This is a genomic window from Amycolatopsis sp. NPDC026612 (assembly GCF_040638285.1).
Lineage (GTDB): Bacteria > Actinomycetota > Actinomycetes > Mycobacteriales > Pseudonocardiaceae > Amycolatopsis.
This window is the reverse complement of record NZ_JBEZYB010000040.1, coordinates 22,942-38,020: the sequence shown is the minus strand read 5'-3', so window position 1 is coordinate 38,020 and position 15,079 is coordinate 22,942. Positions and strand designations below refer to the sequence as shown.

Here is a 15,079-nt window from a genome sequence, read left to right as displayed (position 1 = left end):
GTGTCCCTGACCAGTGTGGTCGCGCCCAGTCCTGCCCCCGAGACCGTTGCCGCGCTCGTCGGCGAACGCCTTTCCCTGTCCGCACTTCACCAGCTGGGCGGCACACTCGGCGGCTATTCCTTCGTCAAGGTCGTCGTCGACCGCGAGCAGGCGATGATCCACTTTCTCAACGCCGCGCGGCATTCCTTTCACGCGATCTATATCGGCGAAGAGATCCTCGGCGTCGGCGAAGAACGCGTGCGCGCCGAGATCGACTCGTACAACGAGACCTTCTACCACGCGCCGGATCGCCGGTTCCTGCTCGGCATTCTCGCGCTGCACCCGCAGATGCTTTCGCTGGAGACGGTCGAGGTCGACACCATGCCGGCCGCGCTGATCCGGGAGTTCCACGCCTTCGTCGCGCAGTACGTCGACCCGTCGCTGCCGCTGGTGTTCAAACCGGCCAACCAGCGGCAGGAGCGGATCGTCCGGGAGATCCCGGCGAGTGAACTGCCCCGCGTCTTCGCGCACGAGCTGTTCTCCACGGCGCCGTTCGTCGCGCTGAACCCGGGCACGGTCACCGGGCGCCTGCGCGCGTTCCGCACCGAGGCCGAGTACCGGGCCGCCACGCTGGACTGGACCGACATCATCGTGCTGGACCGCGTGCCCGACGACATCCCGCGGCTCTCGGGGATCGTCAACGCCCGGCACACGACACCGTTGTCGCACACCAACGTCCTCGCCACCGGCTGGCAGATCCCGAACGCCGTCCAGCTCGGCGCCCTCGCCGAGATCGAGCGCCGCGGGCTCGACGGGAAGTGGGTCGAGTACACAGTGGACGCCCAGGCGTCGTCGATCTCCCTGCGGGAGGTCGACGAGCCGGCCGAGGCGGCGCCCCGGCCGGGCTGGTACGCCCAGCGCGCCACACTGGAGGAGCCCGAGGCCGACCACAGTCCGATCGTGGATCTCGCGCGGCTGCGCGCGTCCGACCGGCACCGCTACGGCACCAAGGCGGCCAACCTCGGCGAGCTGCACCACGTCCTGGCCTGCGGTTCGCAGCGGCTGCTCGGCTTCTACCAGGTGCCGCGCCCGCCGCGGGACAACCTGCTGCCGTACCTGGCCCGGCTGCTGGACGCGCCGGACGGCGCGGATCTCGGTGCCGCGGCCCGGCGGCTGCTCGACGACCGCGTCCGCGTGCCGCGGGGCATCGCGCTGCCGTTTTCGCTGCAACGGCGGTTCCTGGAGTCGTCGCCGCGGATCCAGCAGGCCATCGGGAAGCTCAAGATGGCCCTGGAGCTGGACGCGCGGGAGATCGAACCGCTGTGCGTCGAGCTGCAGAGCCTGATCCGTTCGGCACGCATGCCGGGCACGCTCGCCGGCGAAATCGATTCCGCGCTCGTTTCGCAGCTGGCCGGCGTGCGGGCGTTCGTCGTCCGCAGTTCGTCGAACGCCGAAGACCTCGCCGGGTTCTCGGCCGCCGGGATCTACGAGTCGCGCAACCACGTCACCACGGCCGAGCGGATCTTCGCCAGTGTCAAGGAAGTCTGGGCGTCGCTGGTGTCCGTGCGCAGCGTCCGGCTGCGGCAGCAGGCCGGGATCTCCCTCGACGAGTGCTACATGGGTGTGGTGATCCAGGAACAGGTCGCGGCCGACTTCGGTGGCGTGCTGGTGACGACGAACCCGATGAACCGCGCGGACTTCCGCACGGTGTACGTCAACGTGTCGCCTCGCGTGACGGACGTCGTCGACGGTTCGGCCCTGCCGATGCAGTACCTGTACTCGACGGTCGAGGGTGGTGGCCGCACGGTGTCCCTGGGCGACGCGCCCGCGGACCTCGACGAGGCCGCGCACGCGCAACTGCAGCGGCTCGCCGTCGCCGGTCGCCTGTTGCAGGGCCACTTCTCGCCCGACTACACCTTCGATTCGCCGGTGGACATCGAGTGGCTCGCCGACGGCGAGCACCTCCACCTCGTGCAGCTGCGCCCTTATTCGGCCTGACCTCCCGGGAGACACGACCATGCTGGGCCTTCGCCTGCCCGCGAAACCCGCCGTTCAGCGCGCCGTCCGGCTGACCTACGGGTTCCAGTTCTTCTTCGGCCTGCTGCTGTGGGTGCCGATCTTCTACTCCTACCAGAAGCTCGTCGGCCTGTCCGACGGCGAGATCTTCGGCATCCAGAGCATCTACTACGTCGTGTTCTGCCTGCTGGAGATCCCGACCGGGATGATCGCCGACCGCTTCGACTACCGCACCTCGCTGGCGGCGGGCGCCGGCGTGCTGGTGGCGGCGAACCTGGTGCCGGTGTTCCTGGGCTCGTACACGGGGTTCCTGGTGCACTTCGTCTTGATCGCGCTGGCGCGCTCGCTGGTGTCCGGCGCGCAGAGCGCGTACCTGTACGAGTACCTGCACGCGTCCGGCTCGGGCGAGCACTACCTTCGCGTGGAAGGCGTCGGCCGCGCGTACAGCCTGGTCGGCAAGATCGTGTTCTGGCCGGTGATCGGCCTGCTGATGACGTGGAACCTCCCTTCCCCGTACTGGCTGACGGCGCTCAACGCGGGTATCGCGCTCGTGTTCGCCTGCAAGCTCCCCCCGATTCCCGGCGGCCGCCGGGTGACAGGCAAGACGGCGTCACTGCTCGCGGGAGTCGGCGGCGCGGTGTCGGCGCTGCGCTCGTCCCGGTGGCTGGCGCTGCTGATGGTGCAGGGCATCGCGATGTTCACGCTGGTGCGGATCTGCCAGGTGAACCTGTTCCAGCCGATCCTGGCGTCGAAGTCGCTGTCGGTGAACTGGTACGGCGCCGTCCTGGCCGCGATGACGGTCTTCGAGGCGCTGGGCGCGGCCCGCCCCCACCGGCTGCGCCGCGCGATCGGCCCGGTGGGTTCGGTGTTCACCCTGACGATCGTGATGGCGTTGTGCCTCGGGGTGCTCGTGTTCGTGGGCTCCTTCCCGGCCGTGGTGCTGTTGTGCGTGTTCGCGGTGGCGACGGGTGTCGCGTTCCCGGTCCAGAAGCAGCTTCTGAACGACTCCATCCCGGATTCCCGGTACCGCGCGACCCTGCTGTCCATGGAGTCCATTGTGGACCGCGCGGTGTGCGCGCTGGTCGCGGTGGCGTTGGGCGCGTACCTGGCGGCCGGGCAGCTGGACGAGTTCCTGGTGCTGACGGCCGTGGTGACGTGTGTCGCGATGGGTCTGCTCGCGGTGCTGCTGCTGGCGGTGCGCAAGCACCGCTCGGACCGGCGACCGCCGGTTGGGCGGGAGGCGGTGTCCGCCACCTCCCGATGACGTGCGGACCGCTGCACCGCCGTCACCGGCGGCGCGGCTCCCGGTGGTAGTACACGGTCATCGTCAGGTCGTCTTCGCCGGCGGTGACTTCGCCGGCGAAGGTGATGTCCTGGACCTGGACGTCACCGAGTTCGTCGAGCGTGCCGGCGACCCGGCGCAGCAGGGCGGCCACGTCACCCTGTCCCGGACCTGCCGGGTTGCTCTGCGAGAAGTACTCGACGGTCCGGGTCGCCATCAGTCGACGACGGCGTCGTCGAGCAGGGTGGACTCCGCGCCGTACTCGCGGAGTTCCTCCTTGATCACGGTGTACGCGAGCCCTTGCGGGTAGCCCTTGCGCGCCAGGAAGCCGAGCAGCCGCCGCAGGGCCGTCTGTTCGTCGACGTTGCCGAGCGAACCGAGGCGTTTGCGGACCAGTTCCCTGGCCATCTGCTCCTCGGATTCGCGGTCGACCTCGCCCGCCGCCTGCGCGGCGATCTCGTCGTCGACGCCTTTGCGCCGCAGCTCGGCCAGCAGCGCGGTGCGGGACAGGCCCTGGGTCGTGTGGCGGGACTTCACCCACAGTTCCGCGAATTCCGCGTCGTTGACCAGCCCTGCCCGGTCGAGCTTGCCGAGCAGGGTCTCGCTGGTCTCCTCGTCGAACCCCTTGCGGTGCAAGGCCTGCCGAAGCTCCTCTTGAGTGCGCGCACGCACGGCCAGGAGATCGAAGCAGATCTCCTTGGCCTTTTTGTACCGCTCCTCGGGAGGAAGCTCGGCCGGCGGCACCTTCGGCGCCCTAGCCACCTGAATCACCCCTAGTTCTCAACCCAACCCGCACGCCACCAACCGGCGCGTAACCACCCACCGCAACCACGGCGGGGGTCCAGGGGCTCGCCCCCTGGCGGGGGCCCGGGGTCCGACCCCCGGAGGACACGGCGAAGGGATAAAGGCGAGCGCCTCCCGCGAGCAGACCTCACCCAATCCCGCAGACCTCACCCAATCCCGCAGCCCCTGATCAGAAGTCGACGGGTGCCGGGACGGCGTCGGCGGCTTCCGCGTCGAGCTGTGCGCCGATGCCGAGCTTCTCCTTGATCCGCTTCTCGATCTCGTTGGCGATGTCCGGGTTGTCGCGCAGGAACTTCCGCGCGTTCTCCTTGCCCTGGCCGAGCTGGTCGCCCTCGTAGGTGTACCAGGCGCCGGACTTGCGCAGGATGGCCTGGTCGACGCCCATGTCGATGAGCGAGCCCTCGCGGGAGATGCCGTGGCCGTAGAGGATGTCGAACTCGGCCTGCTTGAAGGGCGGCGCCATCTTGTTCTTGACGACCTTGACGCGGGTGCGGTTGCCGACTGCCTCGCCGCCGTCCTTGAGCGTCTCGATGCGGCGGACGTCGAGCCGGACCGACGCGTAGAACTTCAGCGCCTTGCCACCGGTGGTGGTCTCCGGGGAGCCGAACATGACGCCGATCTTCTCGCGCAGCTGGTTGATGAAGATCGCGGTGGTGCCGGAGTTGTTCATCGCACCGGTCATCTTGCGCAGCGCCTGGCTCATCAGCCGGGCCTGGAGGCCGACGTGCGAGTCACCCATTTCGCCCTCGATCTCGGCGCGGGGCACGAGCGCGGCCACGGAGTCGATGACCAGGATGTCGAGCGCGCCGGAGCGGATCAGCATGTCCGCGATCTCCAGGGCCTGCTCACCGGTGTCCGGCTGGGAGACGAGCAGTGCGTCGGTGTCCACGCCGAGCTTCTTGGCGTAGTCCGGGTCCAGTGCGTGCTCCGCGTCGATGAACGCCGCGATGCCGCCGTTGCGCTGCGCGTTCGCCACCGCGTGCAGGGCGACCGTGGTCTTACCGGAGGACTCCGGGCCGTAGACCTCGATGACGCGGCCGCGGGGCAGGCCGCCGATGCCGAGCGCGACGTCGAGGGCGATCGCGCCGGTGGGGATCACGGCGATGGGCGCGCGGCCGTCTTCGCCGAGGCGCATGACGGAGCCCTTGCCGTACTGCTTGTCGATCTGCGCGAGCGCGAGCTCGAGCGCCTTGTCCTTGTCGGGTGCTGCAGGCATGGAAGTCCACCTCGCTGGTCGGAGGCCCCGTCGAGGGCTCTCTGTGTCGGTTCTTCAGCTGTCCGGTCCGACGCTAGCGGCGGGGACCGACAATTCCAGGCGCGGCGCCCGATCTGTGGATCGCTGGACCCGATGTGGACAACACCTTAGACGAACACCTGTTCGAGGCTGGCAGCGACACACCCTTACGCTAGGATTTTCGCCCGCCCGGGTCGGCGCGGTCCGGGTCCGCCCAGGTCAGCGCCGTTCCGCCGGGACGTCGAAGGCGTCGCAGACCTCGCGCCAGATCTCCTTCACCGGAATTCCCGCGGTCAGCGCCTGGTCGACGGTGCGCCCGCCGAGCGCACTCAGGACGTGGTCCCTGGCCAGCACCTGGGCCCGCCCGGAGCCGAACTCGTCGGCCATCAGCCGCCGGAAAACCGTGATCCGCATCGGCCCCATGGTATCCGGGCGGCCGGGACGGGCACGAACGGCCCGTTCGCGCCCTCCGCGGACCCGGGCACCGCCGACGGGGACCACACTGGTCGCCGTGATCGTGAAGCGGCCTGCCCGCGAGCCCCTCAGGGCCGCCGTCACTCCCCGGGCTGGACGCTCGCCTCGAAGTAGTCGGCCAGCGTGCCCGGTGTCGTCACCTGGGCCTGGTCGCTCGTGTTCAGCTGGTAGATGAACCCGGCCAGCGGCCGGTCCGACACCGTGAACACCAGCACCGCCGACGTCTTGCCCGCGGCCGAGGAATAGTGCCCCTCGAGCCCGTTGCCGCCCCAGTCGGCCTCGGTGCGGTCGCCGCCCGCCGAGGCGAGCAGCCCGTCGGTGTACTGCTTGAGCGTGCCGGCGTCGTCGCCGTGGACGTAGGTCACCTGGGTGCCCGCCCGGCCCGGCGCGGAGCAGGTCGAAGAGGCGCCGAGGCGCTGTGCCGGCGCCGCCGGGCCGTTGCCCATGCCCGGCTTGCAGCCGCCGGTGTCGGCGATCTTCCCGGCGAGCTGGCGCAGGCAGCCGGTGAAGCCCTCGGCGTCGGCCTGGCCCGGCGTCTTGCACTGGTCCGCGGTGTAGGTCGGCACCGAGGACGACGACGTCAGGACGAAGGTCAGGGCCGCCGCGAGCACCACGACGACCGCGGCCGCGATCCCGATCAGCAGTTTCTTCTTCCCGCCGGGCTTCGGCTGCGCCTTCTCCGGCGCGGGCGGGTACGCCGGGAAGTTCGACGGCACCGGCTGCGGGCCGCTGGGCGGGAAGCTCGCGTATCCCGGGTACTGAGGTGGAGGCGGCGGCGCGTACTGCGGGCGGCGCGGCGGGGCCCCCGCGGCCACCGCCCCTTCGACGTTCTGGGTGCGCACGGACAGCCCGTCACGGGCCACGTGCTGGGCACCGAGCGCGACGGCGGTTTCCGGCTGGTCGAGGCTGGCCGGCACGACACCGAGCTTCTCCGCGATCATCGCGCCGACCAGCGGCAGCCTGCTCGACCCGCCGACCAGGTAGATGCCGGCCAGCCGGTCCGGCGTCAGCCCGGACGACCGCAGCGTCCGCGACAGCAGTTCGACGCTGCGCAGCATCGCCGGGCGGACCAGGCCTTCCAGCTCACCGCGGGTGACGAGGACGTCCTTGAACGGCTCGGGCATCGGCACCTCAGTCTGCGGGTGCCGCGACAGCGCCTCCTTGGCCGCCTTGACGTCCTCCTGCAGCGCGCGCCGGGTGCGCCGGTCGGCGGTGGACTCCGGCCGCAGCAGCCGCTGCCAGTGCTGCGGGTCGGAGTGCGAGACCTCGCGCCCGACGTGCACCATCAGCGCCTGGTCGACGTCGAGGCCGCCGAGGTCGGGCAGGCCGTCCTCGGCGAGCACGGTGAAGCCGTTCTGCGTGGCGCCGACGACCGCGACGTCGAAGGTGCCGGCGCCGAGGTCGTAGACCGCGAGTGCCTGACCGGGGGCCGGCGCCTTGCCGGGGAACGACGCGAAGTGCGCCGCCGCGGCGACGGGTTCGGGCACCAGCAGGATGTTCGGGCCCATCCCGGCGAGCCGGGCGGCGGACAGCAGGACGGTGCGGCGGGTCTGCCCCCACTGTGCGGGGTGGGTCAGCCGGACCTCGTCGGGCCGGTCGCCGCCGAGTTGGCGGGAGGTCTCTTCGAGCACCCGGCGCAGGATGGCGGCCAGCGCCTCGGTGACCGGGACGACGTCGGTGCCGAGCAGCAGGGTCTGCTCGTCGATGCGGCGCTTGGGGTTGGGCTCGAAGCGCGTCGGGTCGAGCCGGGCGCGGCGCTCGGCGTCGCGGCCGACCATGATCGTGCCCTCTTCGGTGGCGAACACCGCCGACGGCATGGTGGCCGAGCCGTCCACCTCGACGACCCGGGGCGGCCTTCCGTGCGCCGAAAGCACGGCGACGGTGTTGGACGTCCCGAGGTCCACCGACAGGATCCGCACAGCACTCCCCTTCGCAATGCGCCTCGGCGGCGCTCGCGGTGATGCTGCCATGTGCCCGGTCACCGTGCGTGCGGACCCGGGAAAGTGACTGGTCCTTGACGCGGGCGGCGATCAAGGTGCACGATAGTTGCGCAATTCGATCAAGAAAGTTGCACAAACCGCGCAAGGAGGGCCTTGGTGCCGAACCCGCTCACCCCCGGCGACGCCCCGAACCCGGGTACCCGGCACGCCTCGCCACCACACGCCACCGCCCAGGCGGAACTCCTGGACGCCGGGCACCGTGTGGTGAGCAGGCGGCCCCGCGCGGCCCCGTCCGCCTGCACCGGATCGGCGGGCGCGACGCCTTCCCGCACCACCTGAACCACGACCCGGCCCACCGGAAGGAACAACCCGTGAGCGACCTCCCCGTCCTCGCCGTCACCCTCGGCGACCCCGTGGGCATCGGCCCGGAGATCACCCTGAAGACCCTCGCCGAGCCCGAGGCCCTGCAGATGGCGCACGGGGTAGCGGTGGGCGACGCGATCGTGCTGGAACGCCTGGTCCGGCACCTGGGCCTGCACCTCGAGATCAACCCGATCGCCACGGTCGCCGACGCGCGCTTCACCACCGGCATCATCGACGTGCTCAACCTGGGCGTGGTCCGGGAGGACCTGCCGTGGGGCGAGGTGAACGCGACCGCGGGCGCCGCGGCGGTCGGGGCGATCGAGGTCGCCACCCGGCTCGCGATGGCCGGCGAGGTCGACGCGGTCGTGACCGCGCCGATCAACAAGGAAGCCATCTGGGCGGCGGGCTCGCAGCACCTCGGGCACACCGAGATGCTCGGCGAGCTGACCGGGTCGACCCGGTTCAACACGATGTTCTGGGTCTCCGGGCTGAAGATCTTCTTCGCCACCCGGCACCTCTCCCTGCGCCAGGCCATCGACCAGATCACCCGCGAGAACATCGAACACGCGATCCGGGAGGCGTACACCGCGCTGGAGGTGTTCGGCACCGAGAAACCGAGACTGGCCGTGGCGGCGCTGAACCCGCACGGCGGGGAGAACGGCAAGTTCGGCGACGAGGAGATCATCGCGATCGCCCCGGCGGTCGCCGCCGCACGGGTGGCCGGGCTCGACGTGGTCGGCCCGATCCCCGCGGATTCCGTGTTCCACCAGGGGATCCAGGGCCGGTTCGACGGCGTGCTCTCGCTCTACCACGACCAGGGGCACATCGCGTCGAAGACGTACGACTTCGACGGCACGGTGTCGGTGACGGTCGGCCTGCCGATCCTGCGCACGTCGGTCGACCACGGCACGGCGTTCGACATCGCCGGCACCGGCCGCGCGTCGCACGGCACCATGCGGGCGGCGTTCAAGGCCGCGGCGACCCTGGCACCGTACGCGCGGAAACTGCCCTCCATCTATCCACCGGGCGTCCGGTGATCCCCCGCCGGCGCTGGGCGTACGTCATCCCGGTCGCGGCGGTCGTGGACATGCCGGCCTCACTCGACCGCACCAACATCGCGCCGATCCTGCCCTGCATCGGCGACGACTTCCCCTTGTCCGCCGGCGCGAAGGGGCCGGCGAGCGGCATCTTCTTCGTCGGCTACCTCGTGCTGCAGATCCCGGCGGCGCTGCTGTCGGCGAAGTGGAGTGTCCGCAAGACGGTGCTGCTGCTGATCCCGCTGGCGTCCTGGTTCCCGCAGGCGGAGCAGGCCCGGGCGAACGCGCTCTGGATGACGTGCCTGCCGATCTCGGCGATCCTCATGTCACCGCTGTCCGGGATCATGCTCGACCACATGTCCTGGCGCTGGGTGTTCGGCCGGCCCACCGACGTCGCCGGCAGCGCGACCACCGGGTTCGTCGTACTGGCCGCGTTCCTCGCCGTGGCCGCCGGGCCGGCGTTCTTCGCGCTGAAACCCGTCCCTGTGGAAGGCTTGGCGCATGCCCCAGCCGCGACCAGGAACGCGTGACCGGCGCGCGATGCTCCTGGAGGCCGTCCGCGACGGCTCGGGCGGCATCGCGGAGCTCGCCGAGGAATTCGGGGTCTCGGAGTCGACGATCCGGCGCGACCTGGCCTCGCTCGCCGACGCCGGCCACGTCGTCCGGACTTACGGCGGCGCGCTCGACACCGAACGCAGCCCGCACGAGAAGGACCGCGAGCACGCGGCGGCGAAAGACGCCATCGCCCGCGAAGCCGCCGCGCGGGTCCAGGACGGCGAGGTGGTGCTGCTCGACGCCGGCACGACCACCGGCAGACTCGCCCGCCACCTCGCCCACCGCGAGGGACTGACCGTGGTCACCAACGGCGTCGCCGCGATCCGCGAGCTCGCGGGCTTCTCCGGGATCGACCTGATCGTGCTGGGCGGCCGGCTGCGGCACCTCGACGAAGCGATCCTGGGCGAGAGCGTGCTGGCGCAGCTGCGGCACATCTCACCCGATCGAGTGTTTCTGGGCACGGACGGTGTGGTGCCCGGCCGGGGGCTGTGCTGCGCGTCACTGGAGCAGTCGGTCGTCAAGCACACCATGCTCCACGCGGGCGCGGAGGCCTACGTGCTGGCCGACCACACCAAGCTGGGCCAGGCCCCTTTCCCCTACTGGACCCCGCTCGACCGCGACTACCGGCTGATCACCGACGAACCCCGGGCCGACGTCACGTTCCCGCAGTTCGCCCCGAGCGTGATCGTGGCCGGCGAACCGGAAACCGTCGGTGGTGCCGCGCATGATGGACGACGTGGCAGCTGACGTTCTCGACCTCTTCTCCCCCGCGACCCGGGACTGGTTCACGGGGGCTTTCGCCGCGCCCACCGCGGCGCAGGAGGGAGCCTGGCGGGCCGCGCACGCGGGCGAGCACGCCCTCGTCGTGGCGCCGACCGGGTCCGGCAAGACGCTGTCCGCGTTCCTCTGGGCGCTGGACCGGCTCTCGGTGGAGCCGCCGCCGTCGGAAGCGACGAAACGCTGCCGGATCCTCTACGTCTCCCCGCTGAAGGCCCTCGCCGTCGACGTCCAGCGGAACCTGCGGGCCCCGCTCGCCGGCATTTCGCAGGCCAGCCGCCGGCTCGGGCTGCCGGTGCCCGGGATCGAAGTGGGCATGCGCACCGGCGACACCACGGCGGCCGAGCGCCGCACGTTCGGCAAGACCCCGCCGGACGTGCTCGTGACCACGCCGGAGTCACTGTTCCTCATCCTCACCTCGTCGGCGCGGGAGTCGCTGCGCGGCGTCGAGACCGTGATCGTCGACGAGGTCCACGCGGTCGCCGGCGGCAAGCGCGGCGCGCACCTCGCCCTCTCGCTGGAGCGGCTGGATTCGCTCCTGCCGAAGCCGGCGCAGCGGATCGGCCTGTCGGCGACGGTCCGCCCGGTCGACGAGGTGAGCGCGTTCCTGGCCGGCGGCCGTCCGGTGCGCGTGGTCCAGCCGAAGCTGGCGAAGACCATCGAGGTCCGCGTCGAGGTGCCGGTCGAGGACATGGGCAACCTCGACGCCCCTCGCCGGGGCCCGGCGCCGAGCCCGCTCGACGACCTGGAATCGCTGACCGAGGCCTTCCCGCCGGGCGACATCGCGCCGGGCGGCCTCGGCACCCTGGAAGAGATGGCCGGCAACCCGGTGCAGCGGCCGTCGATCTGGCCGGCGGTCGAGGAGCGGGTGCTGAGCCTCATCCAGGCCCACCGCTCGACCATCGTGTTCGCCAACTCCCGGCGGCTCACCGAGCGGATGACCGCCCGGCTCAACGAACTGGCCGCCGAGCAGACGGAGCTCACCCCGGCCGACGCGTTCCCGGCCGAAGCCGTCGGGCAGTCGGGCGTGAGCACCGGCGCGCCGCCGGTGATCGCCCGGGCCCACCACGGGTCGATGGCGCGGGAGCAGCGCACGCACGTCGAAGAGGCGCTCAAGTCCGGGCAGCTGTCGTGCGTGGTGGCGACGTCGTCGCTGGAGCTGGGCATCGACATGGGTGCGGTCGACCTGGTGGTGCAGATCGAGGCGCCGCCGACGGTGGCGTCCGGGCTGCAGCGGGTCGGCCGGGCCGGGCACCAGGTCGGTGCGGTGTCGTCCGGGGTGATGTTCCCCAAGTTCCGCGGCGACCTCGTCTCCTGCGCGGTCGTCGCGGAACGGATGGCGAGCGGCGCGATCGAGGCGGTCCGCTACCCGCGCAACCCCCTGGACGTCCTGGCGCAGCACATCGTCGCCATGGTGGCGTTGGAACCGTGGACGGTGCCGGACCTGGCGTCGCTGGTGCGGCGGGCGGCTCCCTTCGCGGCGCTGCCGGACGACGCCCTCCACGCGGTGCTCGACATGCTCGCGGGCCGCTACCCGAGCGAGGAGTTCGGCGAGCTGCGGGCGCGGATCACCTGGGACCGCATCAGCGGCGAGCTGCGCGGGCGCCCCGGCGCTCAGCGGCTGGCCGTCACGTCGGGCGGCACCATCCCGGACCGCGGCCTGTTCACCGTGATGACACCGGGCGCGGACGACAAGCCCGGTTCGCGCGTCGGCGAGTTCGACGAAGAGATGGTGTACGAGTCGCGCGTCGGCGACACGATCTTGCTGGGCACGTCGTCGTGGCGGATCACCGACATCACCCACGACCGCGTCATCGTGGTGCCCGCGCCCGGCGAGCCGGCGCGGATGCCGTTCTGGAAGGGCGACGCGCCGGGCCGCCCGCTGGAACTCGGCCGCGCGCTCGGGAAGTTCGTCCGCGAACTGTCCACTTCGGACGACGAAAAGGCGCGTGCGCGGGCCGCGGCGGCCGGGCTGGACGAGCGGGCGTGCGACAACCTGCTCGCCTACCTGGCCGAGCAGAAGGCGGCCACCCGGCACGTGCCGAACGACCGGACGATCCTGCTGGAGCGCTACCGCGACGAGCTGGGCGACTGGCGGATCGTCGTGCACTCGCCGTTCGGCGCGCAGGTGAACGCGCCGTGGGCACTGGCGATCGCCGCCCGGCTGCGGGAAAACCGCGGGGTCGACGCGCAGGTGGCGCACTCCGACGACGGCATCGTCCTGCGGCTGCCGGACGCGCTGGACGCCGAGGGCGGTGAAGTCACGATCGGCGCGGACGACGTGCTGCTGGACCCCGAGGAGGTCGAGCAGCTGATCGTCGCCGAGGTCGGTGGCTCCGCCGTGTTCGCGGCGCGGTTCCGGGAGTGCGCGGCACGCTCGCTGCTGCTGCCCCGCCGTGACCCGCGCCGCCGGACTCCGCTGTGGCAGCAACGGCAACGCGCGTCGCAGCTGCTCTCGGTCGCGGCCAAGTACGAGCGGTTCCCGGTCGTCCTCGAGGCGATGCGGGAGGTCCTGCAGGACGTCTACGACGTCAGCGGCCTGCGCGAGCTGATGTCCGACGTCCGGGCCCGCAAGGTCCGGCTGGTCGAGGTCGAGACGCCGTCGGCGTCGCCGTTCGCGCGCAGCCTGCTCTTCGGCTACATCGGGATGTTCCTCTACGAGACCGACGCGCCGCTGGCCGAGCGACGGGCCGCGGCGCTGTCGCTGGACTCGGCGCTGCTGGCCGAGCTCCTGGGCACCGAGGCGATCCGGGAGCTGCTGGATCCCGAAGCCGTCACCGAAGTGGAACGATCGCTGCAACGGCTCGAGCCCGACCGGCACGCCCGCTCGGCCGAGGACGCCGCCGACCTGCTGCGGTTCCTCGGCGACCTGACCGTCGGGGAGGCCGCCGAACGCGGGATCCGGGCGGAATGGCTCACCGAGCTGGAAAGCGCACGGCGCGCGATCCGGGTGCGGATCGGCGGCACGGAACGGTTCCTGGCGATCGAGGACGCCGGCCGGGTGCGTGACGCGCTGGGCACCGCGCTGCCGGTGGGGGTGCCCGAGGCGTTCACCGAACCGGTGGCGGACCCGCTCGGGGACCTGCTGTCGCGCTACGCCCGGGGCCGGGGCCCGTTCGCCGCGGCGGACGCGGCCGCGCGGTTCGGGCTCGGCACCGCGGTCGTCACCGGGGTGCTCGACCGGATGACCGGGGAAGGCCGCCTGGTGCGGGGTGAGCTGAGTCCCGTGGGCCACCCGGAGACGCACGGGGTGGGGGTCGAATACTGCGATTCGGCGGTGCTGCGCCGGCTGCGGCGGGCGTCGCTGGCGAAGCTCCGGGCCGAGGTCGAGCCGGTCGAACCGGCGGCGCTGGGCCGGTTCCTGCCTTCGTGGCACGGGTTCGGCGGACGCGTCCGGGCGGCTCCGACGGCGGACGACGTGCTGTCGGTGGTCGAGCAGCTCGCCGGGGCGCCGCTGCCGGCGAGCGCGGTGGAGTCGCTGATCCTGCCCGGACGGCTGCCGGGCTACTCCCCCGCGCTGCTGGACGAGCTGACGACGGCGGGTGAGGTCACGTGGGCGGGCTGCGGCGCGCTGTCCGGCGGCGACGGCTGGATCGCCCTCGCGCCGACCGACGTCGCCGACCTCTTGCTGCCCGAAGTCGTCGAGGACATCCCGACCGGGCCGCTGCACGACGCCATCGTGTCCACTTTGGAGGGTGGCGCGCTGTTCTTCCGCCAGCTGGTGGACCGCGCGACCGTACTGGTGGACCAGGCTCCGAACGACGCCGATGTCGTGGCGGCGCTGTGGGACCTGGTGTGGGCCGGGCTGGTCACGGGCGACACGCTGGGACCGTTGCGGGCCCAGGTCGCCGGGCACGGGGCGCACAAACCCCGCCGCCAGGCGCCCCGCGGCCGGTACGCGCGGCTGCGGGCGGGGCGGCCGCAGATGCCGTCGCGGTCCGGGCCGCCGACGGTTGCGGGCCGGTGGGCGCTGACCCCGGTCCGCGAAACCGACGCGACCCGCCGGGCCCACGCGCGGACGGAGGCGTTCCTGGAGCGCCACGGCGTCCTGACCCGCGGCGCGCTCGACACCGAACGCGTCACCGGCGGGTTCTCCGGGATCTACAAGGTGCTCCGCGGCATGGAGGACACCGGCCAGGTGATCCGCGGCTACGTGGTGGAGGGCCTCGGCGCGGCCCAGTTCGCGGCGAAGGGCGCGGTGGACCGCCTGCGCGCGCTGTCGGGCCCGGGCCGCCCGGCGCCCGGCCGCGCGGTGGTCCTCGCGGCGGCGGATCCGGCCCAGCCGTACGGCGCGGCCCTCCCGTGGCCGGCCGCGACGGGCGACACCAAGCACCGCCCCGCCCGCAAGGCCGGCGCACTGGCCGTCCTGGTCGACGGGGTCCCGGCACTGTACGTGGAGCGAGGAGGCCGATCACTGCTGAGCTTCACGGAGGAACGCCCGGCGTTGTCGGACGCGGCCCAAGCCCTGTCGGCGGCGGTCCGCGAGGGCTGGCTGGGCCAGCTGTCCGTCCAACGCGCGGACGGCGAGCAGGCGCTGACCTCGGAGCTGGCGGAAGTGCTGCAGGAGGCGGGCTTCCGGGCCACACCCTCGGGCCTGCGCTTACGCGCGTGAGACCGC

Annotated in this window: 12 protein-coding genes; 7 read left to right on the top strand and 5 right to left on the bottom strand. The window is 72.0% G+C overall.

Annotated features, from left to right (window positions below):
* The gene (locus tag AB0F15_RS29255) at positions 1–1,977 is read left to right on the top strand and encodes a PEP/pyruvate-binding domain-containing protein (protein ID WP_360277015.1); all 1,977 of its coding nucleotides are present in this window, start codon (positions 1–3) and stop codon (positions 1,975–1,977) included.
* Positions 1,978–1,996: 19 nt separating this feature from the next.
* Entirely contained in the window at positions 1,997–3,259 is a 1,263-nt protein-coding gene (locus AB0F15_RS29250) for an MFS transporter (RefSeq protein ID WP_360277012.1), read from the top strand.
* 22 nt (positions 3,260–3,281) lie between these two features.
* On the opposite strand, the gene AB0F15_RS29245 is transcribed toward AB0F15_RS29250, so the two are convergent.
* From AB0F15_RS29245 to AB0F15_RS29225, 5 genes are all read right to left on the bottom strand, one after another.
* On the bottom strand, positions 3,282–3,494 hold the full coding sequence (locus AB0F15_RS29245; protein WP_360277009.1) for a hypothetical protein: 213 nt from the start codon (positions 3,492–3,494) through the stop codon (positions 3,282–3,284).
* Positions 3,494–4,021, bottom strand: coding sequence for a regulatory protein RecX (locus AB0F15_RS29240; protein ID WP_360277096.1), 528 nt, complete (start codon positions 4,019–4,021; stop codon positions 3,494–3,496). The genes AB0F15_RS29245 and AB0F15_RS29240 overlap by 1 nt, the downstream gene beginning before the upstream one ends.
* 229 nt (positions 4,022–4,250) lie before the next feature.
* The gene (recA, locus tag AB0F15_RS29235) at positions 4,251–5,297 is read right to left on the bottom strand and encodes a recombinase RecA (protein WP_360277006.1); all 1,047 of its coding nucleotides are present in this window, start codon (positions 5,295–5,297) and stop codon (positions 4,251–4,253) included.
* A gap of 237 nt (positions 5,298–5,534) precedes the next feature.
* Positions 5,535–5,729 carry a DUF3046 domain-containing protein gene (locus tag AB0F15_RS29230; RefSeq protein ID WP_360277004.1) on the bottom strand — a complete coding sequence of 65 codons (195 nt, stop codon included), beginning with the start codon at positions 5,727–5,729 and terminating at the stop codon, positions 5,535–5,537.
* Positions 5,730–5,869: 140 nt separating this feature from the next.
* Complete coding sequence (locus AB0F15_RS29225) at positions 5,870–7,708, bottom strand: Hsp70 family protein (protein WP_360277002.1); 1,839 nt, start codon at positions 7,706–7,708, stop codon at positions 5,870–5,872.
* Between the two features lie 177 nt (positions 7,709–7,885).
* Between AB0F15_RS29225 and AB0F15_RS29220 the strand changes: the two genes are divergently transcribed.
* From AB0F15_RS29220 to AB0F15_RS29200, 5 genes are read left to right on the top strand one after another with little or no spacing between them, the layout of a single operon-like run.
* Positions 7,886–8,068, top strand: coding sequence for a hypothetical protein (locus AB0F15_RS29220; RefSeq protein ID WP_360276999.1), 183 nt, complete (start codon positions 7,886–7,888; stop codon positions 8,066–8,068).
* A gap of 32 nt (positions 8,069–8,100) precedes the next feature.
* The gene (gene pdxA / locus AB0F15_RS29215) at positions 8,101–9,129 is read left to right on the top strand and encodes a 4-hydroxythreonine-4-phosphate dehydrogenase PdxA (protein WP_360276996.1); all 1,029 of its coding nucleotides are present in this window, start codon (positions 8,101–8,103) and stop codon (positions 9,127–9,129) included.
* Positions 9,126–9,659 carry a hypothetical protein gene (locus tag AB0F15_RS29210; RefSeq protein WP_360276994.1) on the top strand — a complete coding sequence of 178 codons (534 nt, stop codon included), beginning with the start codon at positions 9,126–9,128 and terminating at the stop codon, positions 9,657–9,659. The genes pdxA and AB0F15_RS29210 overlap by 4 nt, the downstream gene beginning before the upstream one ends.
* Positions 9,631–10,431: a DeoR/GlpR family DNA-binding transcription regulator gene (locus tag AB0F15_RS29205; protein ID WP_360276991.1), complete on the top strand. Its 801-nt coding sequence runs from the start codon at positions 9,631–9,633 to the stop codon at positions 10,429–10,431. The genes AB0F15_RS29210 and AB0F15_RS29205 overlap by 29 nt, the downstream gene beginning before the upstream one ends.
* On the top strand, positions 10,409–15,073 hold the full coding sequence (locus AB0F15_RS29200; RefSeq protein ID WP_360276988.1) for a DEAD/DEAH box helicase: 4,665 nt from the start codon (positions 10,409–10,411) through the stop codon (positions 15,071–15,073). The genes AB0F15_RS29205 and AB0F15_RS29200 overlap by 23 nt, the downstream gene beginning before the upstream one ends.
* Positions 15,074–15,079 lie beyond the last annotated feature (6 nt).

Excerpts from the sequence above, each read along its gene's own strand:
- AB0F15_RS29250 (WP_360277012.1), top strand. The coding sequence starts at position 1,997 with ATGCTGGGCCTTCGCCTGCCCGCGAAACCCGCCGTTCAGCGCGCCGTC.
- AB0F15_RS29245 (WP_360277009.1), bottom strand. The coding sequence starts at position 3,494 with ATGGCGACCCGGACCGTCGAGTACTTCTCGCAGAGCAACCCGGCAGGT.
- recA (WP_360277006.1), bottom strand. The coding sequence starts at position 5,297 with ATGCCTGCAGCACCCGACAAGGACAAGGCGCTCGAGCTCGCGCTCGCG.
- AB0F15_RS29230 (WP_360277004.1), bottom strand. The coding sequence starts at position 5,729 with ATGCGGATCACGGTTTTCCGGCGGCTGATGGCCGACGAGTTCGGCTCC.
- AB0F15_RS29205 (WP_360276991.1), top strand. The coding sequence starts at position 9,631 with ATGCCCCAGCCGCGACCAGGAACGCGTGACCGGCGCGCGATGCTCCTG.
- AB0F15_RS29200 (WP_360276988.1), top strand. The coding sequence starts at position 10,409 with ATGATGGACGACGTGGCAGCTGACGTTCTCGACCTCTTCTCCCCCGCG.